We start from the raw sequence: 18,711 nt of genomic DNA, 5'->3' as shown, positions 1-18,711 counted from the left end.
CTGCGCGGGTGATCACCGCCATCGTCAACGTGCGCACCGACGGCCGGCGCATCCCGGAGATCGCCGAGGCGCTGGCCGGTCTCGACGGCGTCTCGGAGGTGTACTCCGTCACCGGGGACGTCGACCTGGTCGTGCTGGTGCGCGTGCGTCGCCACGAGCAGCTCGCCGACGTCATCGCCGGCGGCATCGCCCGCGTGGAGGGCATCACCACCACGACGACGAACATCGCCTTCCGCGCGTACTCGCGCCACGACCTCGAGAGCGCCTTCGACCTCGGCCTCGACTGACCCGCTGGACCGACCCGCTCGAGCGGCGGCGACGTCAGGCGCGGGTGGCGGCCACCCAGCGCTGCAGCACCCGCTCGGCGGCGCCGGAGTCGAGCGCCTCCTCGGCCCGGCGCACACCCTCGGCCAGGTGCGGCGCGAGCCCCTCGACGAGGTCGTGCGCCGCGGGCGCGGGAGCGCGCACCCCCGCGGCCACCATGGCGGCGGCGGCGTTGAGCACGACGGCGTCGCGCACCGGGCCGCGCGCCCCCGCGAGCAGCTCCCGGGCCACGCCCGCGTTGTGGCGGGCGTCGGCCCCGCGCAGGTCGGCGAGGGTGGCCGGGGCCATGCCGAGCTCGGCGACGGCATCGACGGCGCCCTCGCGCACCCGGCCGTCCTCGACCGCCCAGACCCGGGCCGGGGAGGTCGTCGTGAGCTCGTCGAGCCCGTTGTCGCTGCGGAAGACCAACGCGGCGGTGCCGCGGGTGGCGAGGACGCCCGCGACCAGGGGCGCCATCCGGGCGTCGGCCACGCCGACCGCGGTGGCGTCGGTGCGGGCCGGGTTCGTCAGGGGCCCGAGGACGTTGAAGGCCGTCGGCACCCCCAGCCCGGTGCGGGCCCCGGCGGCGTACCGGAACGCGGGGTGGAAGACCTTGGCGAAGCAGAACGTGATGCCGGCCTCCACGGCGACCTCCCCGACCCGCGCGGGCGGCAGGTCCAGGTCCACCCCGAGCGCCTCGAGGACGTCGGCGGAGCCGGAGGAGGAGGACGATGCCCGGTTGCCGTGCTTGACGACCCGGTGCCCCGCACCGGCCAGGACCAGAGCCGCCATCGTGGAGATGTTCACGGTGTGCGCCTGGTCGCCCCCGGTGCCCACGAGGTCGACGGTGGGGCCGGCGACGTGCAGCGGGACGGCGTGCGCGAGCATCGCGTCGGCCAGTCCGGCGAGCTCGGCGCTGGTCTCCCCCTTGGCGCGCAGCGCCACGAGGAAGCCCGCCAGGGGCACGTCGCCCGCCTCTCCGCGCATGACCCGCTCCATCGCCCAGGCGGTGTCGGCGGCGGCCAGGTCGCGGCCGGCCAGGAGCTCGCCGAGCAGGCGCGGCCACGTCGGCGCACCGGTCCGCCCGGGCGTGGTGGGTGCGTCGGAGGGCGCGCTGGCCTGCGGGAGCGTCATGGGGGTCCCCGGGGGTCGTGGCGGGTCGAGGCGTGCGCCCGCACCCTACTGACCCCGTCGGGCACCGGGTCCGCACCTCGCTCCCGCGGCTCGGCCACCAGCGCGGCGCACCTCCTCCGCACCTCGCGCCGGGTCTCACCCGGACGGCTCGGGGCGGGCCCCGCGAACCCGGCACCCGGGCTCGCGCCGTGGTCTACGACACGTCGTCGGTGGGCCGGTCGGCACTCGCGGGGGGTGGTGGGGCATGATGGCTGTCGTGGCGAGTGCACAGGCTGTCCAGAGCAGTACCCCGAGTCCCGCGCACGGCTCGGTGAACAGGCCGAACCTGGTGTCGGTGGGCGTGATCGTGTGGCTCGCGAGCGAGCTCATGTTCTTCGCCGGCCTCTTCGCCATCTACTTCACGCTCCGCTCGGTGGCGCCCGACCTGTGGGAGACGGGCACCGAGAAGCTGAACGTGACCTTCGCCACCGTGAACACGATCATCCTGGTGATCTCGTCGTTCTGGTGCCAGTTCGGCGTGTTCGCCGCCGAGCGCTTCCAGCCGCGACGTCGCGGCCGGCTGTGGCAGGTCGGGACCTGGGGCATGCAGGAGTGGTTCGTCCTCACCTACATCTTCGGCGCGATCTTCGTCGCCGGGCAGGTGTACGAGTACGCGGAACTGGCCGTCGAGGGTCTGACGATCGCCTCGGACTCCTACGGTTCGGCGTTCATCCTGACCACCGGCTTCCACGGCATCCACGTCCTGGGCGGCCTGGTGGCCTTCCTCCTCGTGATCGTGCGCTCGTTCGCCGCGAAGCGCTTCGGGCACCAGGAGGCGACCAGCGCGATCGTCATCTCGTACTACTGGCACTTCGTCGACGTGGTGTGGATCGGCCTGTTCACGGTCATCTACATCCTCCAGTGACCAGCAGCCCTCCCCACCGCACGCGAAAGCCCCGACGGAAGCGAGCACCACGACCGTGACCAGGACCCTCACCGCACTCAGCGCCCGACGGCGCCACCCGCTGGCCGTCGTCGTGCTGATCGCGTTGGCGCTCGTCCTCGTCGGCGGCCTGTACGCCGCAGTGGCCCCCCGCCCGGCGGAGGCCTCCACGGCGACGGCGGACGCGGACGACCTGCAGGCCGGCAAGGAGCTGTTCCTCGCCAACTGCGCGACCTGCCACGGCCTGGACGCGCAGGGGGGCGAGATCGTGGACGGCAGCGGCGCCGGCCCCTCCCTCATCGGCGTGGGTGCTGCGTCCGTCGACTTCCAGGTCGGCACCGGGCGCATGCCGCTGCAGATGTCCTCCGCGCAGGCTCCCGAGGTGCCGAAGATCCGCTTCTCGCAGGAGCAGATCGACCAGATGGCCGCGTACATCGCCTCGCTGGCCCCCGGGCCGGCGATCCCCGGCGAGGACGTCCTCGACATGTCGGACGTCACCGCCCAGGACGTCTCCCGCGGCGCCCAGATCTTCCGCACCAACTGCGCGATGTGCCACAACTTCGCCGGCAAGGGCGGCGCCCTCACCGGCGGCAAGTACGCCCCGGACCTGACGGGCGTCGAGGGCAAGTACATCTACGAGGCGATGGTGACCGGCCCGCAGTCGATGCCGGTCTTCCCGAACAGCACCATCAGCCCCGAGGACAAGACCGCGATCATCGCCTGGCTCACCCAGGAGGAGGAGTTCCGCCCCGAGCCGGGCGGCCTGCCGCTGGGTTCGCTGGGCCCGGTGAGCGAGGGCCTGCTCGCCTGGATCGCGGGCATCGGGCTCCTGGTCGGCTGCTCGGTCTGGCTGGGGATGAAGTCCTCGTGACCGGTGCGGTGATCGACATGGACCGCGGGGCAGGACTCCGCACGGACGGGCAGGGAGCATGAGCGAGATCGAACGCGCCGACGAGGCGCACGGGCAGGGGTCCACGGCCCTGGCGAAGTCCGGGAGCGGGGTGCCGGAGCGCTTCGAGAACCCGGGCCTGCCCCCGCACCGCCACCGCATGGGCGACGTCGACCCGCAGGCCGCCAAGCGGGCCGAGCGCCAGGTGGCGTTCATGCTGCTGCTGTCGGTGCTGGGCTCCATCGGGATCATCGTCTCGATCATCGGGATCGAGTACAACGGCGGCTGGGACCGGATCAGCACCTCGACCCGCGCCATCGGCCTGTGCATGTTCGTCTCCCTGTTCATGCTGGGCGTGGGGGCCGTGCACTGGGCGAAGACCCTCATGCCGGACGACGAGCGGATCGACTACCGGCACCGCCAGCGCGGCACCACCGCCGAGCGGGAGCAGGCGGTGGCCATCCTCAAGGAGGGCTCGGCCGAGGCCGGCCTGGGGCGGCGCCCGCTGATCCGCAACACCCTCATCGGTGCGCTGGCGCTCTTCCCGCTGCCGGCCGTCTTCTTCTTCCGCGACACCGGTCCGCTGCCGGGCAACAGCCTCTCCGTGACCATGTGGGAGGAGGGCACCTACCTGGTCAAGGACCCGACCGGCGGGCGCATCCGGGCGGCCGACCTGACGTACGGCACGGTCGTGCACGTGATGCCCGAGGGCATCGACGAGCTCGAGGAGCCGCTGAACGAGAAGGCGAAGTCCGCGGTCCTGCTCATGCGGCTGGACGAGGACCTGCTCACGCCGAAGTCGGCCGAGTGGGGCGTGGACGGCACCGTCGCCTACTCGAAGATCTGCACGCACATGGGCTGCCCCGTGGCCCTCTACGAGCAGCAGACCCACCACCTGCTGTGCCCCTGCCACCAGTCGACCTTCGACGTCACGCAGGACTGCAAGGTGATCTTCGGCCCCGCCAACCGTCCCCTGCCGCAGCTTCCCATCCGGGTGGACGCCGAGGGGTACCTGCAGGCGAGCAGCGGCTTCCACGAAGCCGTGGGCCCGAGCTTCTGGGAGCGCGGATGAGCACCATCGACAAGGCCGCCGGTGGCGTCGGCAACTTCGCCGACGACACCGTCGGCGCGAGCAAGATCGTCAACGGCTTCGCCCGCAAGATCTTCCCCGACCACTGGTCGTTCATGCTGGGTGAGATCACCCTCTACAGCTTCGTCATCCTGCTCTTCACGGGGACGTTCCTGACGTTCTTCTACGAGCCGAGCGCGGCGCACACCGTCTACAACGGTGACTACGCACCGCTGGCGGGGCAGGGAGTGTCCGAGGCCTACGCCTCCTCGCTGCGCATCTCGTTCGACGTGCGCGGTGGCCTGATCATGCGCCAGGTGCACCACTGGGCCGCACTGATCTTCGTGGCGGCGACCGTCGTCCACATGATCCGCGTGTTCTTCACCGGTGCCTTCCGCAAGCCGCGCGAGATCAACTGGGTCATCGGCCTGGTGCTGGCGCTCCTGGCCGTGTTCGAGGGCTTCACCGGCTACTCCCTCCCCGACGACCTGCTCTCCGGCACGGGCATCCGCATCGCCCAGGCGATCATCCTGTCCGTCCCGGTGGTCGGCAGCTACATCAGCTTCTTCCTCTTCGGCGGCGAGTACCCCGGCGAGGACTTCATCCCGCGCTTCTTCACCATCCACATCCTGCTGCTGCCGGCGGTCATGCTGGGCCTGATCGTCGTGCACCTGGCCCTGGTCGTGATCCACAAGCACACCCAGTACCCCGGGCCGGGCCGGACCGAGGACAACGTCGTCGGCTTCCCCCTGTTCCCGGTGTACATGGCGAAGGCCGGCGGCTTCTTCTTCATCGTCTTCGGCGTCATCGCCCTGATCGCCGGACTGGTGCAGATCAACCCGATCTGGGCCTACGGGCCGTACGACCCCTCCCCCGTGACAGCGGGTTCGCAGCCGGACTGGTACATGGGCTGGCTGGACGGCGCGGTGCGCATCACGCCGGGGTGGTGGGAGTTCACGCTCTTCGGCTTCACGTTCTCGATGAACATCTTCATCCCCACGACGGCGCTCATCCTGTTCGTGATGGCCGCGGGGGCGCTGTACCCGTGGATCGAGCAGGCCGCGACGGGTGACCGCCGCGAGCACCACCTGCTGGACCGCCCCCGCAACGCCCCCACCCGCACCGGGCTCGGGGTCATGGCGCTGACGTTCTACGTCCTGCTGTGGATCTCGGGCGGCAACGACGTCATCGCCCACATGGTGGGGCTGTCGATCAACGACATCACCCGGTTCATGCGCGTGGCGGTGTTCGTCCTGCCGGCGCTGGCGTTCGTGGTCACCAAGCGCATCTGCCTGGGCCTGCAGCGCAAGGACCGCGAGAAGGCGCTGCACGGCCGTGAGACCGGCCGCATCGTGCGCCTGCCGCACGGTGAGTTCATCGAGGTCCACGCCCCGCTGAGCGAGGCGGAGCGCTGGGTCCTGGTCCAGCACGACGCCAACCGCCCGATGGACGTCGAGGACCGTCTCGACGCGGGCAACCCGAACAGCCTGTACGGCAAGGTGCAGCGTCGCCTGTCGCGCTTCTACTTCGAGGACCGCGTGGAGCCGGTGACGCCCGCTGAGCTGGCGGCGGCTCACCACGGGCACGACACCGAGATCGAGAGCCAGGAGCACGCCTCGATCGAGGAGAAGCAGGGCGACGCGGCGATCGCCACGTCGCAGAAGTACCACGGCTGACTGACGCGGCGACGCCGCGGCTAGCAGCGGTCACGACGAAGGCCCCGGGCACAACACAACTCGCCCGGGGCCTTCGTCGTGCTCCAGGCGCCTGCAGGGGACGTCTGGAGGGACCGTCAGCTCAGCGCCGACCCGGCTGTCCAGTCCTCCCACGTCTCGTTCCACACGGCGAAGCCGTTGCCCTCCTCCATGCCGCGGTCGGTGCCGGTGAACACGACGACGTCCCCAACCTTGGAGTGCTCGAACATCCAGCGGGCGTCCTCGGTGCTCATGCCGGTGCACCCGTGGCTGACGTTGGCGCGACCCTGCGAGGCGACGGACCAGGGCGCGGCGTGCAGGAACTCCCCCGAGTTGGTCAGCCGCATCGCGTACTCCACGGCGACGTTGTAGTACTCGGGGTCGTCGGGGCTGACACCGGTGGTCTCGGCGTCCATCTGCCGTGACTCCTCGAGGCTCATGATGACCTTGGTGCCGCTGCGAGTGACGTAGCGGCCACCGTGGCCGGACTGGCCGGCGGTGATCGGGATGGTGCGGAGCACCTCGCCGTCGCGGGTGACGGTCATGGTGTGGGCGGCGATGTCGACGGTACTGACGACGGCGCTGCCGACGGTGAAGTCGATGTCCCGAGTGGTCCCCCACACACCGGGAGCGACCTCGACGTCGCCGAGGTCGAGGTCGATGTGCACGTCCGTCTGCGCGGGCCAGTAGTCCTTCGGACGGAACTGCACCTTCGAGTCGGACTGCCAGCTCCACGACCCCTCGACGGGTGCGGGCGTGGTGGTGACGTGCAGGTTGCGTTCCACCTCGTCACGGCGGTCGTCGGCGACGGGCTCGTCGAGCGTGACGATGATCGGCATCCCCACGCCGACGGTCGATCCGTCGAGCGGGGCCACGGACGGGAAGGCGGTGGTCGCCGGGGTGAGGGTGGTGACCGCGCTGTCGCGGGTGACCGTCTCGCCCGCCGTGTCGGTGGCGACGACGTGCACGGCGTAGCGCGTGCCGGCAGCCAGCTCCCCCGTGCTGGTCCAGACGGCGCCGGCGGGGTCGAGGCCACCTTCCAGCGGGGTGCCCTCGGAGGTGGTCACGGTGACCTGCTGGAGGTCTCCGCGGGCGACGGACACGGTGATCGGGGTGTCGAGCCGCACACCGGTACCGGGGTCGGCGGGTGCGACGGTCACCTCGACGGGAGGTGCGCTCGGCGTGGCCGACACGCTGGCGCGGACCCCCGGCGCGGTGCCACCGGTCGTCGCGGGCCCGCAGGCGCTCACGGCCGTGGCCATGGCCAGGACGAGAGCTGCGGGCGCCCAGGCTCGGACGTGCTGGTACGACGTGCTCACTGCTGCTTCCCCCCTGCGGGCCCCGTGCGGAGACCCGGATCGCTCTACCTACCGCCCTCGCGCCGGCGCGGGACGGCCCCACTGGTCAGACGCGGCGCCGGGGCCGCGCGTTGCACTCCGGATCACAACGATCCGTGGCGCCGCCAGCTTCCGTCTCGGCGCCGTGTGGCGTTGCCCGACGCCCTCGCGGCCGCGGGGACGTGGGGGGCGGGCCCCCGTGGGGGGTGGCGGTGCTGGCCGCGTGGCCCGCCTCCACGGCGGGGAGCGAACGGGGGCCCCGGACAACGCGACGGGGCCCCGCACCTGGTGGTGCGGGGCCCCGTCGTCCGTGCTGGGCCGGTCTCAGTGGGCGTACTCACCCACGTAGTGCTCGTACACCCAGCCGATGATCATCGGGATGGTGAAGACCAGACCGATGAACCACAGCCACCAGCCGATCGCGGCACCGAGGAAGACGACGGCGCAGGCGGCGGAGAGGTACAGGGGCCACCAGCTGTACGCCGGGAAGAAGCCCTGCTCCCCCGCGCCCTCGGTGATGTCGGCGCGCAGGTCGTCCTCGGGCCGGGGGTCGATGCGCCGGGCGGTGATGAAGAGGTAGACCCCCACCAGCAGCGCCAGGCCACCGGTCAGCAGGAGCGCGATGAAGCCGACCCACTCCTGCCACTGGGTGAACAAGCCGTACACGAAGGCCACGGGGAAGAAGAAGAGCATCCCCCCGGAGAACAGCCAGGTCTCGGGCTTCATCGGTCAGCGGCCTCCGACATCTTCCTGGCGGCCGGAGAGGTCCGGCTCGCCGTACACGTGGTCCAGCAGGTTCTTCCGGCTGCCATCGGTGGGCGTGTCGTGCCCGACCGCCTCCGGGTGGTGCAGGTCGAACGCCGGGCGCTCGGAACGCACCCGCGGCAGCGAGGTGAAGTTGTGCCGCGGCGGCGGGCACGAGGTGGCCCACTCCAGCGACATGCCGTAGCCCCAGGGGTCGTCCACGGTGATCTTCTCGCCGAACCGTGCGGTGCGGTACACGTTCCAGATGAACGGGATGAAGGAGGCGCCGAGGATGAAGGAGCCGACCGTCGAGATCTGGTGCATGGACTGGAAGCCCTCACCGGGCAGGTAGTCCGCGTACCGGCGGGGCATGCCGGCCGCACCCAGCCAGTGCTGGATGAGGAAGGTGCTGTGGAAGCCGACGAACAGCAGCCAGAAGTGGATCTTGCCCAGGCGCTCGTCGAGCATCTTGCCGGTGAGCTTCGGCCACCAGAAGTGGAAGCCGGCGAACATCGCGAAGACCACGGTGCCGAAGACGACGTAGTGGAAGTGCGCCACCACGAAGTAGGAGTCGGTGACGTGGAAGTCCAGCGGGGGCGCGGCCAGGATGACGCCGGTCAGACCGCCGAAGAGGAAGGTCACCAGGAAGCCGATCGCCCACAGCATGGGGGTGTCCATGGTGATCGAGCCGCGCCACATGGTGCCGATCCAGGTGAAGAACTTCAGCCCCGTCGGCACCGCGATGAGCATCGTCATGAACGCGAAGAAGGGCAGCAGCACCTTGCCGGTGGCGTACATGTGGTGCGCCCACACGGTGGTGGACAGCCCCGCGATGGACACGGTCGCGAAGACCAGGCCCTTGTAGCCGAAGACCGGCTTGCGGCTGAAGACCGGGATGACCTCGGTGATGATCCCGAAGAACGGCAGCGCGATGACGTAGACCTCGGGGTGCCCGAAGAACCAGAAGAGGTGCTGCCACAGGATCGAGCCGCCCGCCTCGGGCGCGAAGATGTGCGCGTTCAGCAACCGGTCGGCGCCCAGGGCGAACAGGGCCGCCGCCAGCACGGGGAAGGCCATGAGCACCAGCACGCTGGTGATCAGGGTGTTCCAGGTGAAGATCGGCATCCGGAACATGGTCATGCCGGGCATGCGCATGCACAGGATCGTGGCGATGAAGTTGACGGAGCCGAGGATGGTGGAGAAGCCCGTCATGGCCAGGCCCATCACCCACAGGTCACCACCCAGACCGGGTGAGTGCACCACGTCCGACAGCGGCGTGTAGGCCGTCCAGCCGAAGGCGGCGGCCCCACCGGGGGTCAGGAAGCCGGAGGCGGCGATCAGCCCGCCGAACAGGAAGAGCCAGTAGGCCATCATGTTCAGCCGCGGGAACGCCAGGTCCGGCGCACCGATCTGCAGCGGCATGATCGCGTTGGCGAAGGCGGAGAACAACGGAGTGGCGAACAGCAGCAGCATGATCGTGCCGTGCATGGTGAACGACTGGTTGTACTCGTTCTTCGTGTTGTAGATCTGCATGCCCGGTTCCCACAGCTCCGCGCGGATCATCAGCGCGAGGATCCCGCCGACGAGGAACCAGACGAACGAGGTGACGAAGTAGAGGTTGCCGATCACCTTGTGGTCGGTGCTGGACAACCAGCCCGCGATGACCGAGCCGCGGCGACGGGGCACGACCGCCCCGAGCGGCTGGCGCGTGGTGACCCGGGCCGCCACGCCCGGCACGTTGAAGCTCTCGCTGGCCATCAGCTGTTGTTCCCCCCGCTGGTCTCATCACCGGCGGGCTCAGCACCGCCGGGGTCGCGCGCCAGCTCGCCGCCGATCGTGGTCGGCAGACCACCCGTCTGGCCGGCTGCGGCCAGGCGCTCCAGGTGCTCGGCGTACTCCGCCTCGGAGACCACCCGGACGTCGAAGAGCATCTCGGCGTGGTAGTCGCCGCAGAGCTCGGCGCACTTGCCCTTGAACACCCCCTCCTTGGTGGGGGTGAGCTGGAACATGTTCGGACCGGTCGGGTAGCTGCCCGGGTACAGGTCCATCTTGAAGAGGAAGGCCGGCACCCAGAAGGAGTGCGCGACGTCGCGCGAGTACAGGTTGAACTGGACGGTCTGGTCGACCGGCAGGTACAGGGTGGGCACCTGCCCCTCGACCAGCTCCTCGCCGTCGAGCTCCGCCTGGCGGCCGACCTCGTAGACGATCGGGTTGCCGGACTCGTCGAGGTAGTTGAAGTCCCAGGACCACTGCTTGCCGATGACGTCCACGGTCACGTCGGGCGTGCCGGAGTCGTCGAGGATCGCCGCCTGGTCGCGGGCCGTGTAGAAGAAGAGGACGCCGATCATCATCACCGGGACGACGGTGTAGAGGATCTCGATCGGCATGTTGTAGCGCGTCTGCGGCGGCAGGTCCGGGTCGCCCTTGCGGCGGCGGTACGCCACCACGCACCAGATCGTCAGGCCCCAGACGAACAGGCCCACGGCCAGCGCGGCGATCCACGAGCCGTCCCACAGCTCGGAGATGCGCTCGGTCTCGTTCGTCGCCCCGACGCTGGAGTCGGGCAGGAAGAAGTTGCCGGCGCTCGCGTCCGGCCAGTCGGAGGTGGCGCAGCCCGTCAGCAACAGCCCCGCCGCCCCGGCGACGACACCGGCGACCAGCGCCCTGGGGGGACGGCGACGACGCGTCGCGTCCGAGTCTCGCGTGCCCAACGTCGGCCTTCCCACGGTTCGTGCAGAGACGAGGACGTCCCGCACCTGGACCGTGCCGGTCCCGGGCAGGGGCGTCCCTTCGAGTGATGAGACTACCCCCCGTCGTAGCTGTGGGGAGGGTCGGGGCGCGCCGCGAACACCGGCGGCACGGGCAGTTCCAGCGCGGCACCCAGCAGGCGGTGGTAGGCGGGGCGGCCGACCTCCTCCACGCCGAGGGTCGCCAGGTGCTCCGTGCGCCACTGCACGTCCACCAGCCGCCCCGGCACGCCGTCGGCGAGCAGCAGGTCGGCCAGCGCCACCACGGCCGCCTTGGAGGCGTCGCGCACGCGGTGGAACTTCGACTCGGCGGCGAAGAGCCCGCCCAGCGCCACGCCGTACAGGCCACCCGCCAGCTCCCCGTCGAGCAGGACCTCCACCGAGTGCGCCCAGCCGAGGCGGTGCAGCTCGCCGTAGGCCGCGGCCACCTCGGGGGTGATCCACTCCCCCGGCCGCGAGGGGTCGGCGCAGCCGGCGACGACCTCGTCGAAGGCGGTGTCCACGCGCACCTCGAAGGAGCGCAGCGAGCGGCGCAGCGAGCGGGAGACGTGCACGCGCCCGGGCAGCAGCACCCCGCGCGGGTCCGGGGACCACCAGCCCAGCGGCCCCCGCCCACCGCCGCCCAGGCCCATCGGGAACAACCCGTGCGCGTAGGCGGACAGCAGCGTGGCGGGGGCCAGGTCGCCGCCGGCGGCCACGAGGTCCTCCCCCGGGCGCGGGGCGAGGCGGTCGAAGTCGAAGCGGGCGGGCCCCGGGTGCCGGCGCGGTCGCCGCGCGGGGGCGGTGGGCAGCGGTGCCGCCCACACGCGAGCGGCCCCCGCGCCGTGCAGCGCGGGGGCCGTCGGTGGTACCGGACCCGTCAGGAGAACGAGTCGCCGCAGGCGCAACTGCTGCCCGCGTTGGGGTTGTCGATCGTGAAGCCCTGCTTCTCGATCGTGTCGGCGAAGTCGATGGTCGCGCCGTCGAGGTAGGGCGCGCTCATCTTGTCCACGACCACGCCGACGCCCTCGAAGTCGCGCACGGCGTCCCCGTCGAGCTCGCGCTCGTCGAAGTAGAGCTGGTAGATCAGGCCCGAGCAGCCACCGGGCTGGACGGCGATGCGCAGCCGCAGGTCGTCACGGCCCTCCTGCTCCAGCAGGCTGCGGACCTTGGTGGCGGCGACGTCGGTGAGCTCCACGCCGTGGGCGCGGGTCTCCTCTGCAGCGGTCGTCGTGGTCATGTGGCTCGTCTCCGCTTCCACTCGTCGACTGGGGACGCTGTCCGGGCCAACCGCCTCGGCGGCACGGTTGTTCCCGGCCCCAGGTTACGACCGCCGCGCACCGGTCGCGGCGCCGGCCGAGCCGCCGTCCCCCGGGGCGGTGACGGGGGCGGGCACGCCGGCCAGGCCGTCCAGCAGCAGCACCTCGCCGAAGCAGGCCCGCTCGAAGTCGCCCAGGTGCAGCGACTCGTCCGGCCCGTGGGCGCGCGAGTCGGGGTCCTCCACGCCGGTGACGAGGATGGAGGCGGCCGGGTGCTCGGCGACCAGGTCGGCGATGAAGGGGATGGAACCGCCCATGCCCATCTCCACCACGGGGGCGCCGTAGGCCTGCTCGAAGGCCGTCCGCGCGACCTCGTGGGCGGGCGAGGAGGTGTCGGCGGAGAAGGAGCTGCCCCGCTCCCCCTCGGCGACCTCGACCCGCGCGCCGAAGGGGGCGTGCGCCACCAGGTGCCGGCGCAGCGCGGTCATGGCCGCGGCCGGGTCCTGCCCGGGCGCCAGGCGCACGCTGACCTTGGCCCGCGCCGAGGGCACCAGGGTGTTGCTCGCCCGCTCGACGTCGGTGGCGTCGACGCCGATGACGGAGATCGCCGGCTTGGCCCACAGCCGGTCCGCCACCGAGCCGGTGCCGGCCAGCAGGACCCCGTCCAGCACGCCGGCGTCCGCGCGGTACTGCGCCTCGGTCAGGTCCACCTCGCCGGCGGTGCCGGTCAGCAGCCCGCGCACGGCCACGTCGCCGGCCTCGTCGTGCAGGGTGGCGAGCAGGCGCGCCAGGCACGTCAGCGCGTCCAGGACGGGACCGCCGTTGACGCCGGAGTGCACCGGGTGCGTCAGGACCGAGACGGTGACCACGCAGTCCACCAGGCCCCGCAGCGTCGTGGTGATCGCCGGCACGCCGACCCGCCAGTTGCCGGAGTCGGCCACGACGATCACGTCGGCGGCCAGGTCGGCGCGGTGCTCGGTGAGGAAGGCCGCGAACGCGGGCGAACCCACCTCCTCCTCCCCCTCGACGAACACCGTCACGCCCACCCCGTCCTCGGGCCCCCACAGCGGCAGCAGCGTGCGCAGGGCGTTGGCGTGCACGACGACGCCCGCCTTGTCGTCGGCGGTGCCGCGCCCGAACAGCCGCCCGTCGCGCTCCGTGGGCTCGAAGGGCGGGCTGGTCCACTCCTCGTCGCGCCCGGGCGGCTGCACGTCGTGGTGGGCGTACAGCAGCACGGTGGGCCGGCCGGCCGGCGCGGGACGGTGCGCCACGACGGCGGGTGCGCTGCGCACCTCCTCGCCGTCGACGACGGCCGTGGCGGTGCGGATCCCCACCTCCGGCAGGCCCGCCCGCCGCAGCAGGTCGGCCACGGCCTCGGCGCTGGCGGCGACGTGCGCCTGGTCGAAGGCGCGGGCGGAGACGCTGGGGATGCGCACCAGCGCCTCCAGGTCGGCGCGCGCGGCGGGGACGCCGGCGGCGCACGCCTCGCGCAGCGCCTCGGTGCGCGCGGGACCGGCGGCGGGCAGGGGCGGGGTGTCCTGGCTCACGGTCGCCGACGCTACTCCGCGCCCCGGCGCGAGCGACCGGGGCGGTACCGGGGGTGCCGTACCCTGACGGCGTGTTCGGACGCTCGAAGGAGAAGCAGGCCCCCGAGGCACCGCCCGCCCCGGCCGTCGAGCTGACGAAGCCGGGTGGCAAGGGCCGCCCGACCCCGCGACGCAGCGAGGCGCAGGCCCGCAACGCCCGTCCCCTCGTGCCGGCGGACCGCAAGGCCGCCGCGAAGGCCGCCCGGGCCGCCCAGCGCGAGGAGCGGCTGAAGGTCCAGCAGGCGCTGCTCACCGGCGACGAGCGCTACCTGCCGGCGCGCGACCGCGGCCCGCAGCGCCGCTTCGTGCGCGACCTCGTCGACGCCCGCCGCAACGTCGGCGAGTACTTCCTCATCATCGCCGGCGCCTCGCTGCTGCTGTCGGTGGTGGCCCAGCCGCTGGGCTCGGCCGAGCTGCTGCTGGCCACGACCCTGCTGATCTACGGCATGCTCGCCGTCGTCGTGGTCGACAGCGTCCTGCTGGGCCGCCGCGTCAAGAAGGCCCTGGCGCAGCGCTTCGAGACCCCCGAGCGGGGCCTGGTCTCCTACGGCGTCACCCGCGCCCTGCAGATCCGCCGGATGCGCCGGCCGGTGCCGATGGTCGAGCGGGGCGCGCACCCGCGCTGACCCACCCGCACCCCTCGCGACGGGATCGCGCGGGCGTGCTGGGGCGCGCTGCGGCGCCGCAGGGCCTACCGTCGCGCCCATGGAGTTCCGACACCTCGGTCGCAGCGGTCTCAAGATCTCGGAGATCACCTACGGCAACTGGCTCACGCACGGATCGCAGGTCGAGAACGACGCCGCGACCGCGTGCGTGCGCGCCGCCCTCGACGCCGGGATCACCACGTTCGACACCGCCGACGTCTACGCGAACACGGCGGCGGAGACGGTCCTGGGGCAGGCGCTGAAGGGCGAGCGCCGCGAGAGCCTCGAGATCATGACGAAGGTCTACTTCCCCACCGGCCCGAAGGGCCCCAACGACTCCGGGCTCTCGCGCAAGCACATCTCGGAGTCCATCGAGGGGTCGCTGCGCCGGCTGGGCACCGACCACGTCGACGTCTACCAGGCGCACCGGTACGACACCACGACGCCGCTCGAGGAGACGATGCAGGCGTTCGCGGACGTCGTGCGCTCCGGCAAGGCGTTGTACATCGGCGTCAGCGAGTGGACGGCCGAGCAGATCCGCGCCGGGCACGCCCTCTCCCGCGAGCTGGGCTTCCAGCTCGTCTCCAACCAGCCGCAGTACTCCGCGCTGTGGCGGGTCATCGAGGGCGAGGTCGTGCCCACCAGCCGGGAGGTGGGCGTCTCGCAGGTGGTGTGGTCGCCCATCGCCCAGGGCGTCCTGACCGGCAAGTACCGTCCCGGCGCGGAACCGCCGGCGGGCAGCCGCGCCACGGACGAGAAGGGCGGCCGGCAGATGATCAGCCGCTGGATGCGCGACGAGGTGCTCGAGCGCGTGCAGAAGCTGCGCGGCGTGGCCGCCGAGCTGGACCTGTCGATGTCGCAGCTGGCGGTGGCGTGGGTGCTGCAGAACGACAACGTCGCCACCGCGATCATCGGGGCCTCCCGGCCGGAGCAGGTGACGGAGAACGTGGCGGCGGCCGGCGTGGTGATCCCCGCCGAGCTCATGGCCCGCATCGACGACCTGCTGGGCGACGTGGTCGAGCGCGACCCGGGGATGACGGCGCGCAACGCCCCCACCGAGCGGCCGTCCTGACCCGCAGCCGCTGACCCGGCGGTCCGCCCGGCCCGTGCCCCGCTCAGTCGGCGGGGTGCAGGCCGAGCGGGCCGCCGACGCGGCGGCCGTCGGCGGTCAGGTGCGCCGTCTCCGCGCCGCGCCCGCGCAGCGCGCGCCAGTTCTCCCCGATCCACGCCTCGGCGTCGGCCTGCGTGGCGAACACCTGCGCCGCGGGGATGTCGTCACCGCCCTCGACGGGCCGCCCGTCGGCGTCCTCGAAGGTCCAGGTCCAGTGCGTCGGTCTCACCCGGGGGACGCTAGCCGACCGCGTGCGAGCGTGCCGGGCGTCACCCGCGGCGGGCGCGGGGCCGGACGGTCCCCTCGCGCCGGCGCAGGTCCAGCAGCGCGAACACCAGGGCCGCCAGCACCAGGCCGAGGGAGACCCGCAGACCGGTGGACAGGGCCTCGCCGAACGCCTCCTGCACCTGCGGCGGCACGGCGCCGGACCGGGTGCCCGCCGCTCCGCTCAGGCCCTCGCCGGCGAGGGCGGAGAAGAACACGGCCGTGACGGCGGCGACCCCGATCGCGGAGCCGATGCGCTGCCCGGTCTGCAGCACCCCGCCCGCGGTGCCCGCGACGCTGCGCGGCACGTCAGCGAGGGTGAGGGTCTGGTTGGGGGAGATGACCAGTCCGCTGCCCGCGCCCGCGACGGCCAGGCACGCCGCCAGGGCGATCGCGCCGCTGGTGCCCTGCACGGCGGCGGCGACCACGTCGGCCGCGGTGAGCCCCGCGGCGACCACCACGAGGCCGAGCACGACGACGCGCCGGCCGCTCTGCGCGACCTGCCGGCCGCCGACCTGGGCGAAGACGGCGGAGGCGAGCGCGAACGGCGTCTGCACCAGGCCCGCCTGCAGGGGCGTGAAGCCCAGCCCGGACTGCAGGTAGAGGGTGACGACGAGGAAGATGCCGGTGAAGCCGGCGAAGTAGGACACGCCGACCAGGGCTCCGCGGGTGAACGACGCGGTGCGCACGAGGTCGGCGGCGACCACGGGCTGCTGCCCGCGCCGGTCCTGGCGCCGCTCCCAGAGGGCGAACAGGCCCAGCAGGAGCGCGCCGGGGGCCAGCAGCCACCAGCGCGCCGGTGAGCCCCCCTCCCCGGTGGTGAGCACGAACGGCAGCATCACGAGCAGGACCGCCGCGGCGAGCAGGAGCAGACCGGGCACGTCGAAGCGGGGCCGGGGGCCCTCCTCGCCCTCCTGGCGCGGCAGCCACCGCCACGCCAGCGGCAGGAGCACCAGGCCGATCGGGACGTTGACGAGGAAGACGCCGCGCCAGCCCTCGGCCTCCCCGAAGACGGCGAGGATGGCGCCGCCGAGCAGCGGGCCGACGGCGGTGGACAGCCCGACCGTGGTGCCGAAGGCCGCGAAGGCGCGGGCGCGCTCGTCGCCGGTGAACAGCCGCTGGATGAGCGCCAGGACCTGCGGGTTGAGCAGGCCGGCGGTGACGCCCTGCAGCAGGCGCACGACGGCGAGCGCGGTGGCGGACTGCACCAGGCCGGCCGCGGCGCTGGTGGCGACGAAGCCTGCCAGCCCCACCAGGAAGAGGGCGCGCCGGGAGAGGAGGTCCCCGGCGCGGCCGGCGGGCACGAGCACCAGCCCGAAGGCGAGCGCGTAGCCGGCGACGATCCACTGCACCTGGGCGGGCCCTGCACCGAGGGAGTCCTCGATGGAGGGCAGGGCGACGTTGACGATGGAGACGTCGAGCAGGGTCATGAACCCGGCGGCCAGGCAGACGGCGAGGGCGCGCCACCGGGCCGGGTCGGCGCTCTGCGGTGGGCGCCCGTCGGCGCCGGGGCGGGAGGGGTCGTCCGACCCGCCGTGACGGCGCTGGTCGACGTCGGTCATGGAGCTCCTCGGGTGGGGCGCGAGCGGGGAGGGCTCGCGGGACTCCCCCGACCGTCGTCGTTCCCGGTGGCGGCCACAACTCGAGGGGTGCGCCCGGCGCTCAGACCCGGTCGGTCTCGCGGCGCGAGCGCGAGGCGGCGAGGCCGGACAGGACGCGGCGCGCCCACCCCGGTCCTTCGTAGATGAACGCCGTGTACGCCTGGACGAGGGAGGCACCGGCCTCGAGGCGCTCGTGCACGTCGTCGGCGGTCTCGACGCCGCCGACGCTGACGAGGGTGAGCCGGTCGGCGGTGCGCGCCGCGAGCCGGCGCAGCACCTGCACGGAACGTTCCCGCAGCGGGGCGCCCGACAGACCGCCGCCGCCGGCGGCGGCGACGGCGTCGGGGTGGGAGCGCAGGCCCTCGCGGCCGATCGTGGTGTTGGTGGCGACGATGCCGTCGAGGCCCTCGGCGAGGGCGAGGTCGGCGACGGCGTCGACGTCCTCGTCGGAGAGGTCCGGGGCGATCTTGACCAGGAGGGGCACGTGCCGGTGGGCGGTCTCGGCGGCGGCGTCGCGGGCGGCCGCGAGGACGGGCCGCAGCTTCTCCACGGCCTGCAGGTTCCGCAGCCCGGGGGTGTTCGGGGAGCTGACGTTGACGACGAGGTAGTCGGCGTAGGGGGCCAGCAGCCGGGCGGAGGCGGCGTAGTCCGCCGGGGCGTCCTCCTCGGCGACGACCTTGCTCTTGCCGATGTTGACGCCGATGCCGACGGGGTGGGTCGGCGGCACGGCGCGCAGCCGGCGCAGGCGTCGGGCCACGGCCTCGGCGCCGGAGTTGTTGAACCCCATGCGGTTGACGACCGCGCGGTCGTCGACGAGGCGGTGCAGGCGCGGCCGCGGGTTGCCCGGCTGGGGCAGGGCGGTGACGGTGCCGACCTCGACGAACGCGAAGCCGAAGTGGGCGAGCGCCTCGACGCCGGTGCCGTCCTTGTCGAAGCCGGCGGCCAGCCCCAGCGGGGAGGAGAGGTCCATGCCCAGGGCGCGGGTGCGCAGGCGCGGGTCGGTCTCGACGAACGCCCGGCGCAGCAGCGGCACCGCGGGGGGCAACCGGCTGGCCGTGCGCATGCCCGTGAACGCCCAGTGGTGGGCCACCTCGGGGTCGATCCTCGTCAGGACGGTCCGGTACAGCGCCCGGTACGCAGCTCCCGAGCCGCCAGCCACCACGTCTCCCCTCGCCCGCCGGCCCCACCGCCGTGCGGGCGCGACCAGGGGCAGGGTAACGCGCAGCGGCCCGGCCCCCTGCGCGGGGACCGGGCCGGCCGGCGCGGGGCGCCTCAGTCGTGGATGTCGCTGGTGCGGGTCTCGCGCAGCAGGGCGAGCGCGACGAGGCTCACGACGGCCGTGCCGGCGAGGTAGGCGCCCACCCAGCCGACGCCGACACCACCAGCTGCACGCTGCGCGCGGCGCACACGGCCCGCGCGTGATCGTGC

At 72.9% G+C, this 18,711-nt stretch carries 18 protein-coding genes; 7 read left to right on the top strand and 11 right to left on the bottom strand.

Features of this window, described 5'->3' with window-relative positions; all coding sequences use genetic code 11:
- Positions 1–8 precede the first annotated feature (8 nt).
- Positions 9–287, top strand: a complete 279-nt coding sequence (locus MN205_RS14340; RefSeq protein ID WP_242128459.1) for an Lrp/AsnC ligand binding domain-containing protein — start codon at positions 9–11, stop codon at positions 285–287.
- Positions 288–321: 34 nt separating this feature from the next.
- Here the strand turns inward: MN205_RS14340 and trpD are convergent, their stop codons facing one another.
- Positions 322–1,437: an anthranilate phosphoribosyltransferase gene (trpD, locus tag MN205_RS14335; RefSeq protein ID WP_242128457.1), complete on the bottom strand. Its 1,116-nt coding sequence runs from the start codon at positions 1,435–1,437 to the stop codon at positions 322–324.
- Between the two features lie 244 nt (positions 1,438–1,681).
- Between trpD and MN205_RS14330 the strand changes: the two genes are divergently transcribed.
- Genes MN205_RS14330 through MN205_RS14315 form a run of 4 tightly spaced genes read left to right on the top strand, consistent with a single transcriptional unit; the run spans position 1,682 to position 5,993 of the window.
- Positions 1,682–2,341: a heme-copper oxidase subunit III gene (locus tag MN205_RS14330; RefSeq protein ID WP_255819891.1), complete on the top strand. Its 660-nt coding sequence runs from the start codon at positions 1,682–1,684 to the stop codon at positions 2,339–2,341.
- Between the two features lie 55 nt (positions 2,342–2,396).
- Positions 2,397–3,230, top strand: a complete 834-nt coding sequence (locus MN205_RS14325) for a cytochrome c (RefSeq protein WP_242128453.1) — start codon at positions 2,397–2,399, stop codon at positions 3,228–3,230.
- Between the two features lie 58 nt (positions 3,231–3,288).
- Positions 3,289–4,320 carry a ubiquinol-cytochrome c reductase iron-sulfur subunit gene (locus tag MN205_RS14320; protein ID WP_242128451.1) on the top strand — a complete coding sequence of 344 codons (1,032 nt, stop codon included), beginning with the start codon at positions 3,289–3,291 and terminating at the stop codon, positions 4,318–4,320.
- On the top strand, positions 4,317–5,993 hold the full coding sequence (locus tag MN205_RS14315) for a ubiquinol-cytochrome c reductase cytochrome b subunit (protein WP_242128449.1): 1,677 nt from the start codon (positions 4,317–4,319) through the stop codon (positions 5,991–5,993). Before MN205_RS14320 ends, MN205_RS14315 begins: the two co-directional genes overlap by 4 nt.
- Before the next feature lie 116 nt (positions 5,994–6,109).
- Here MN205_RS14315 and MN205_RS14310 read toward each other — a convergent pair whose 3' ends face one another.
- From MN205_RS14310 to MN205_RS14280, 7 genes are all read right to left on the bottom strand, one after another.
- Entirely contained in the window at positions 6,110–7,330 is a 1,221-nt protein-coding gene (locus tag MN205_RS14310) for an Ig-like domain-containing protein (protein ID WP_242128445.1), read from the bottom strand.
- Positions 7,331–7,672: 342 nt separating this feature from the next.
- Positions 7,673–8,074, bottom strand: coding sequence for a cytochrome c oxidase subunit 4 (locus MN205_RS14305; protein ID WP_242128439.1), 402 nt, complete (start codon positions 8,072–8,074; stop codon positions 7,673–7,675).
- A 3-nt stretch (positions 8,075–8,077) separates the two neighbouring features.
- Positions 8,078–9,850 (bottom strand): cytochrome c oxidase subunit I, encoded by a 1,773-nt coding sequence (ctaD, locus tag MN205_RS14300; protein WP_242128434.1) that lies wholly within the window; start codon positions 9,848–9,850, stop codon positions 8,078–8,080.
- Complete coding sequence (coxB, locus tag MN205_RS14295; protein ID WP_242128430.1) at positions 9,850–10,803, bottom strand: cytochrome c oxidase subunit II; 954 nt, start codon at positions 10,801–10,803, stop codon at positions 9,850–9,852. The genes ctaD and coxB overlap by 1 nt, the downstream gene beginning before the upstream one ends.
- Before the next feature lie 92 nt (positions 10,804–10,895).
- Positions 10,896–11,645 (bottom strand): leucyl/phenylalanyl-tRNA--protein transferase, encoded by a 750-nt coding sequence (gene aat, locus MN205_RS14290; protein WP_242128427.1) that lies wholly within the window; start codon positions 11,643–11,645, stop codon positions 10,896–10,898.
- Positions 11,646–11,698: 53 nt separating this feature from the next.
- Positions 11,699–12,058, bottom strand: coding sequence for an iron-sulfur cluster assembly accessory protein (locus MN205_RS14285; RefSeq protein WP_242128425.1), 360 nt, complete (start codon positions 12,056–12,058; stop codon positions 11,699–11,701).
- Between the two features lie 84 nt (positions 12,059–12,142).
- Entirely contained in the window at positions 12,143–13,624 is a 1,482-nt protein-coding gene (locus MN205_RS14280; protein ID WP_242128423.1) for a dipeptidase, read from the bottom strand.
- 71 nt (positions 13,625–13,695) lie between these two features.
- Between MN205_RS14280 and MN205_RS14275 the strand changes: the two genes are divergently transcribed.
- Together MN205_RS14275 and MN205_RS14270 are read left to right on the top strand one after the other, a co-directional pair.
- Positions 13,696–14,289, top strand: a complete 594-nt coding sequence (locus MN205_RS14275; protein WP_242128421.1) for a DUF3043 domain-containing protein — start codon at positions 13,696–13,698, stop codon at positions 14,287–14,289.
- Positions 14,290–14,368: 79 nt separating this feature from the next.
- A complete protein-coding gene (locus MN205_RS14270; RefSeq protein WP_242128418.1) occupies positions 14,369–15,379 on the top strand; it encodes an aldo/keto reductase family protein in 1,011 nt (336 codons plus the stop codon).
- Between the two features lie 43 nt (positions 15,380–15,422).
- Here MN205_RS14270 and MN205_RS14265 read toward each other — a convergent pair whose 3' ends face one another.
- The 3 genes from MN205_RS14265 to MN205_RS14255 all read right to left on the bottom strand — a co-directional run bounded on the left by MN205_RS14265 (position 15,423) and on the right by MN205_RS14255 (position 18,442).
- Positions 15,423–15,647 (bottom strand): hypothetical protein, encoded by a 225-nt coding sequence (locus MN205_RS14265; protein WP_242128416.1) that lies wholly within the window; start codon positions 15,645–15,647, stop codon positions 15,423–15,425.
- A gap of 40 nt (positions 15,648–15,687) precedes the next feature.
- The gene (locus MN205_RS14260; RefSeq protein ID WP_242128413.1) at positions 15,688–17,244 is read right to left on the bottom strand and encodes an MFS transporter; all 1,557 of its coding nucleotides are present in this window, start codon (positions 17,242–17,244) and stop codon (positions 15,688–15,690) included.
- Positions 17,245–17,344: 100 nt separating this feature from the next.
- On the bottom strand, positions 17,345–18,442 hold the full coding sequence (locus tag MN205_RS14255) for a quinone-dependent dihydroorotate dehydrogenase (protein WP_242128411.1): 1,098 nt from the start codon (positions 18,440–18,442) through the stop codon (positions 17,345–17,347).
- Between the last annotated feature and the right edge of the window lie 269 nt (positions 18,443–18,711).

The organism is Kineococcus sp. TRM81007 (assembly GCF_022669155.1).
GTDB lineage: Bacteria > Actinomycetota > Actinomycetes > Actinomycetales > Kineococcaceae > Kineococcus.
Note: the sequence above shows the minus strand (reverse complement) of the source record. Positions and strands in the feature narration are given on the sequence as shown.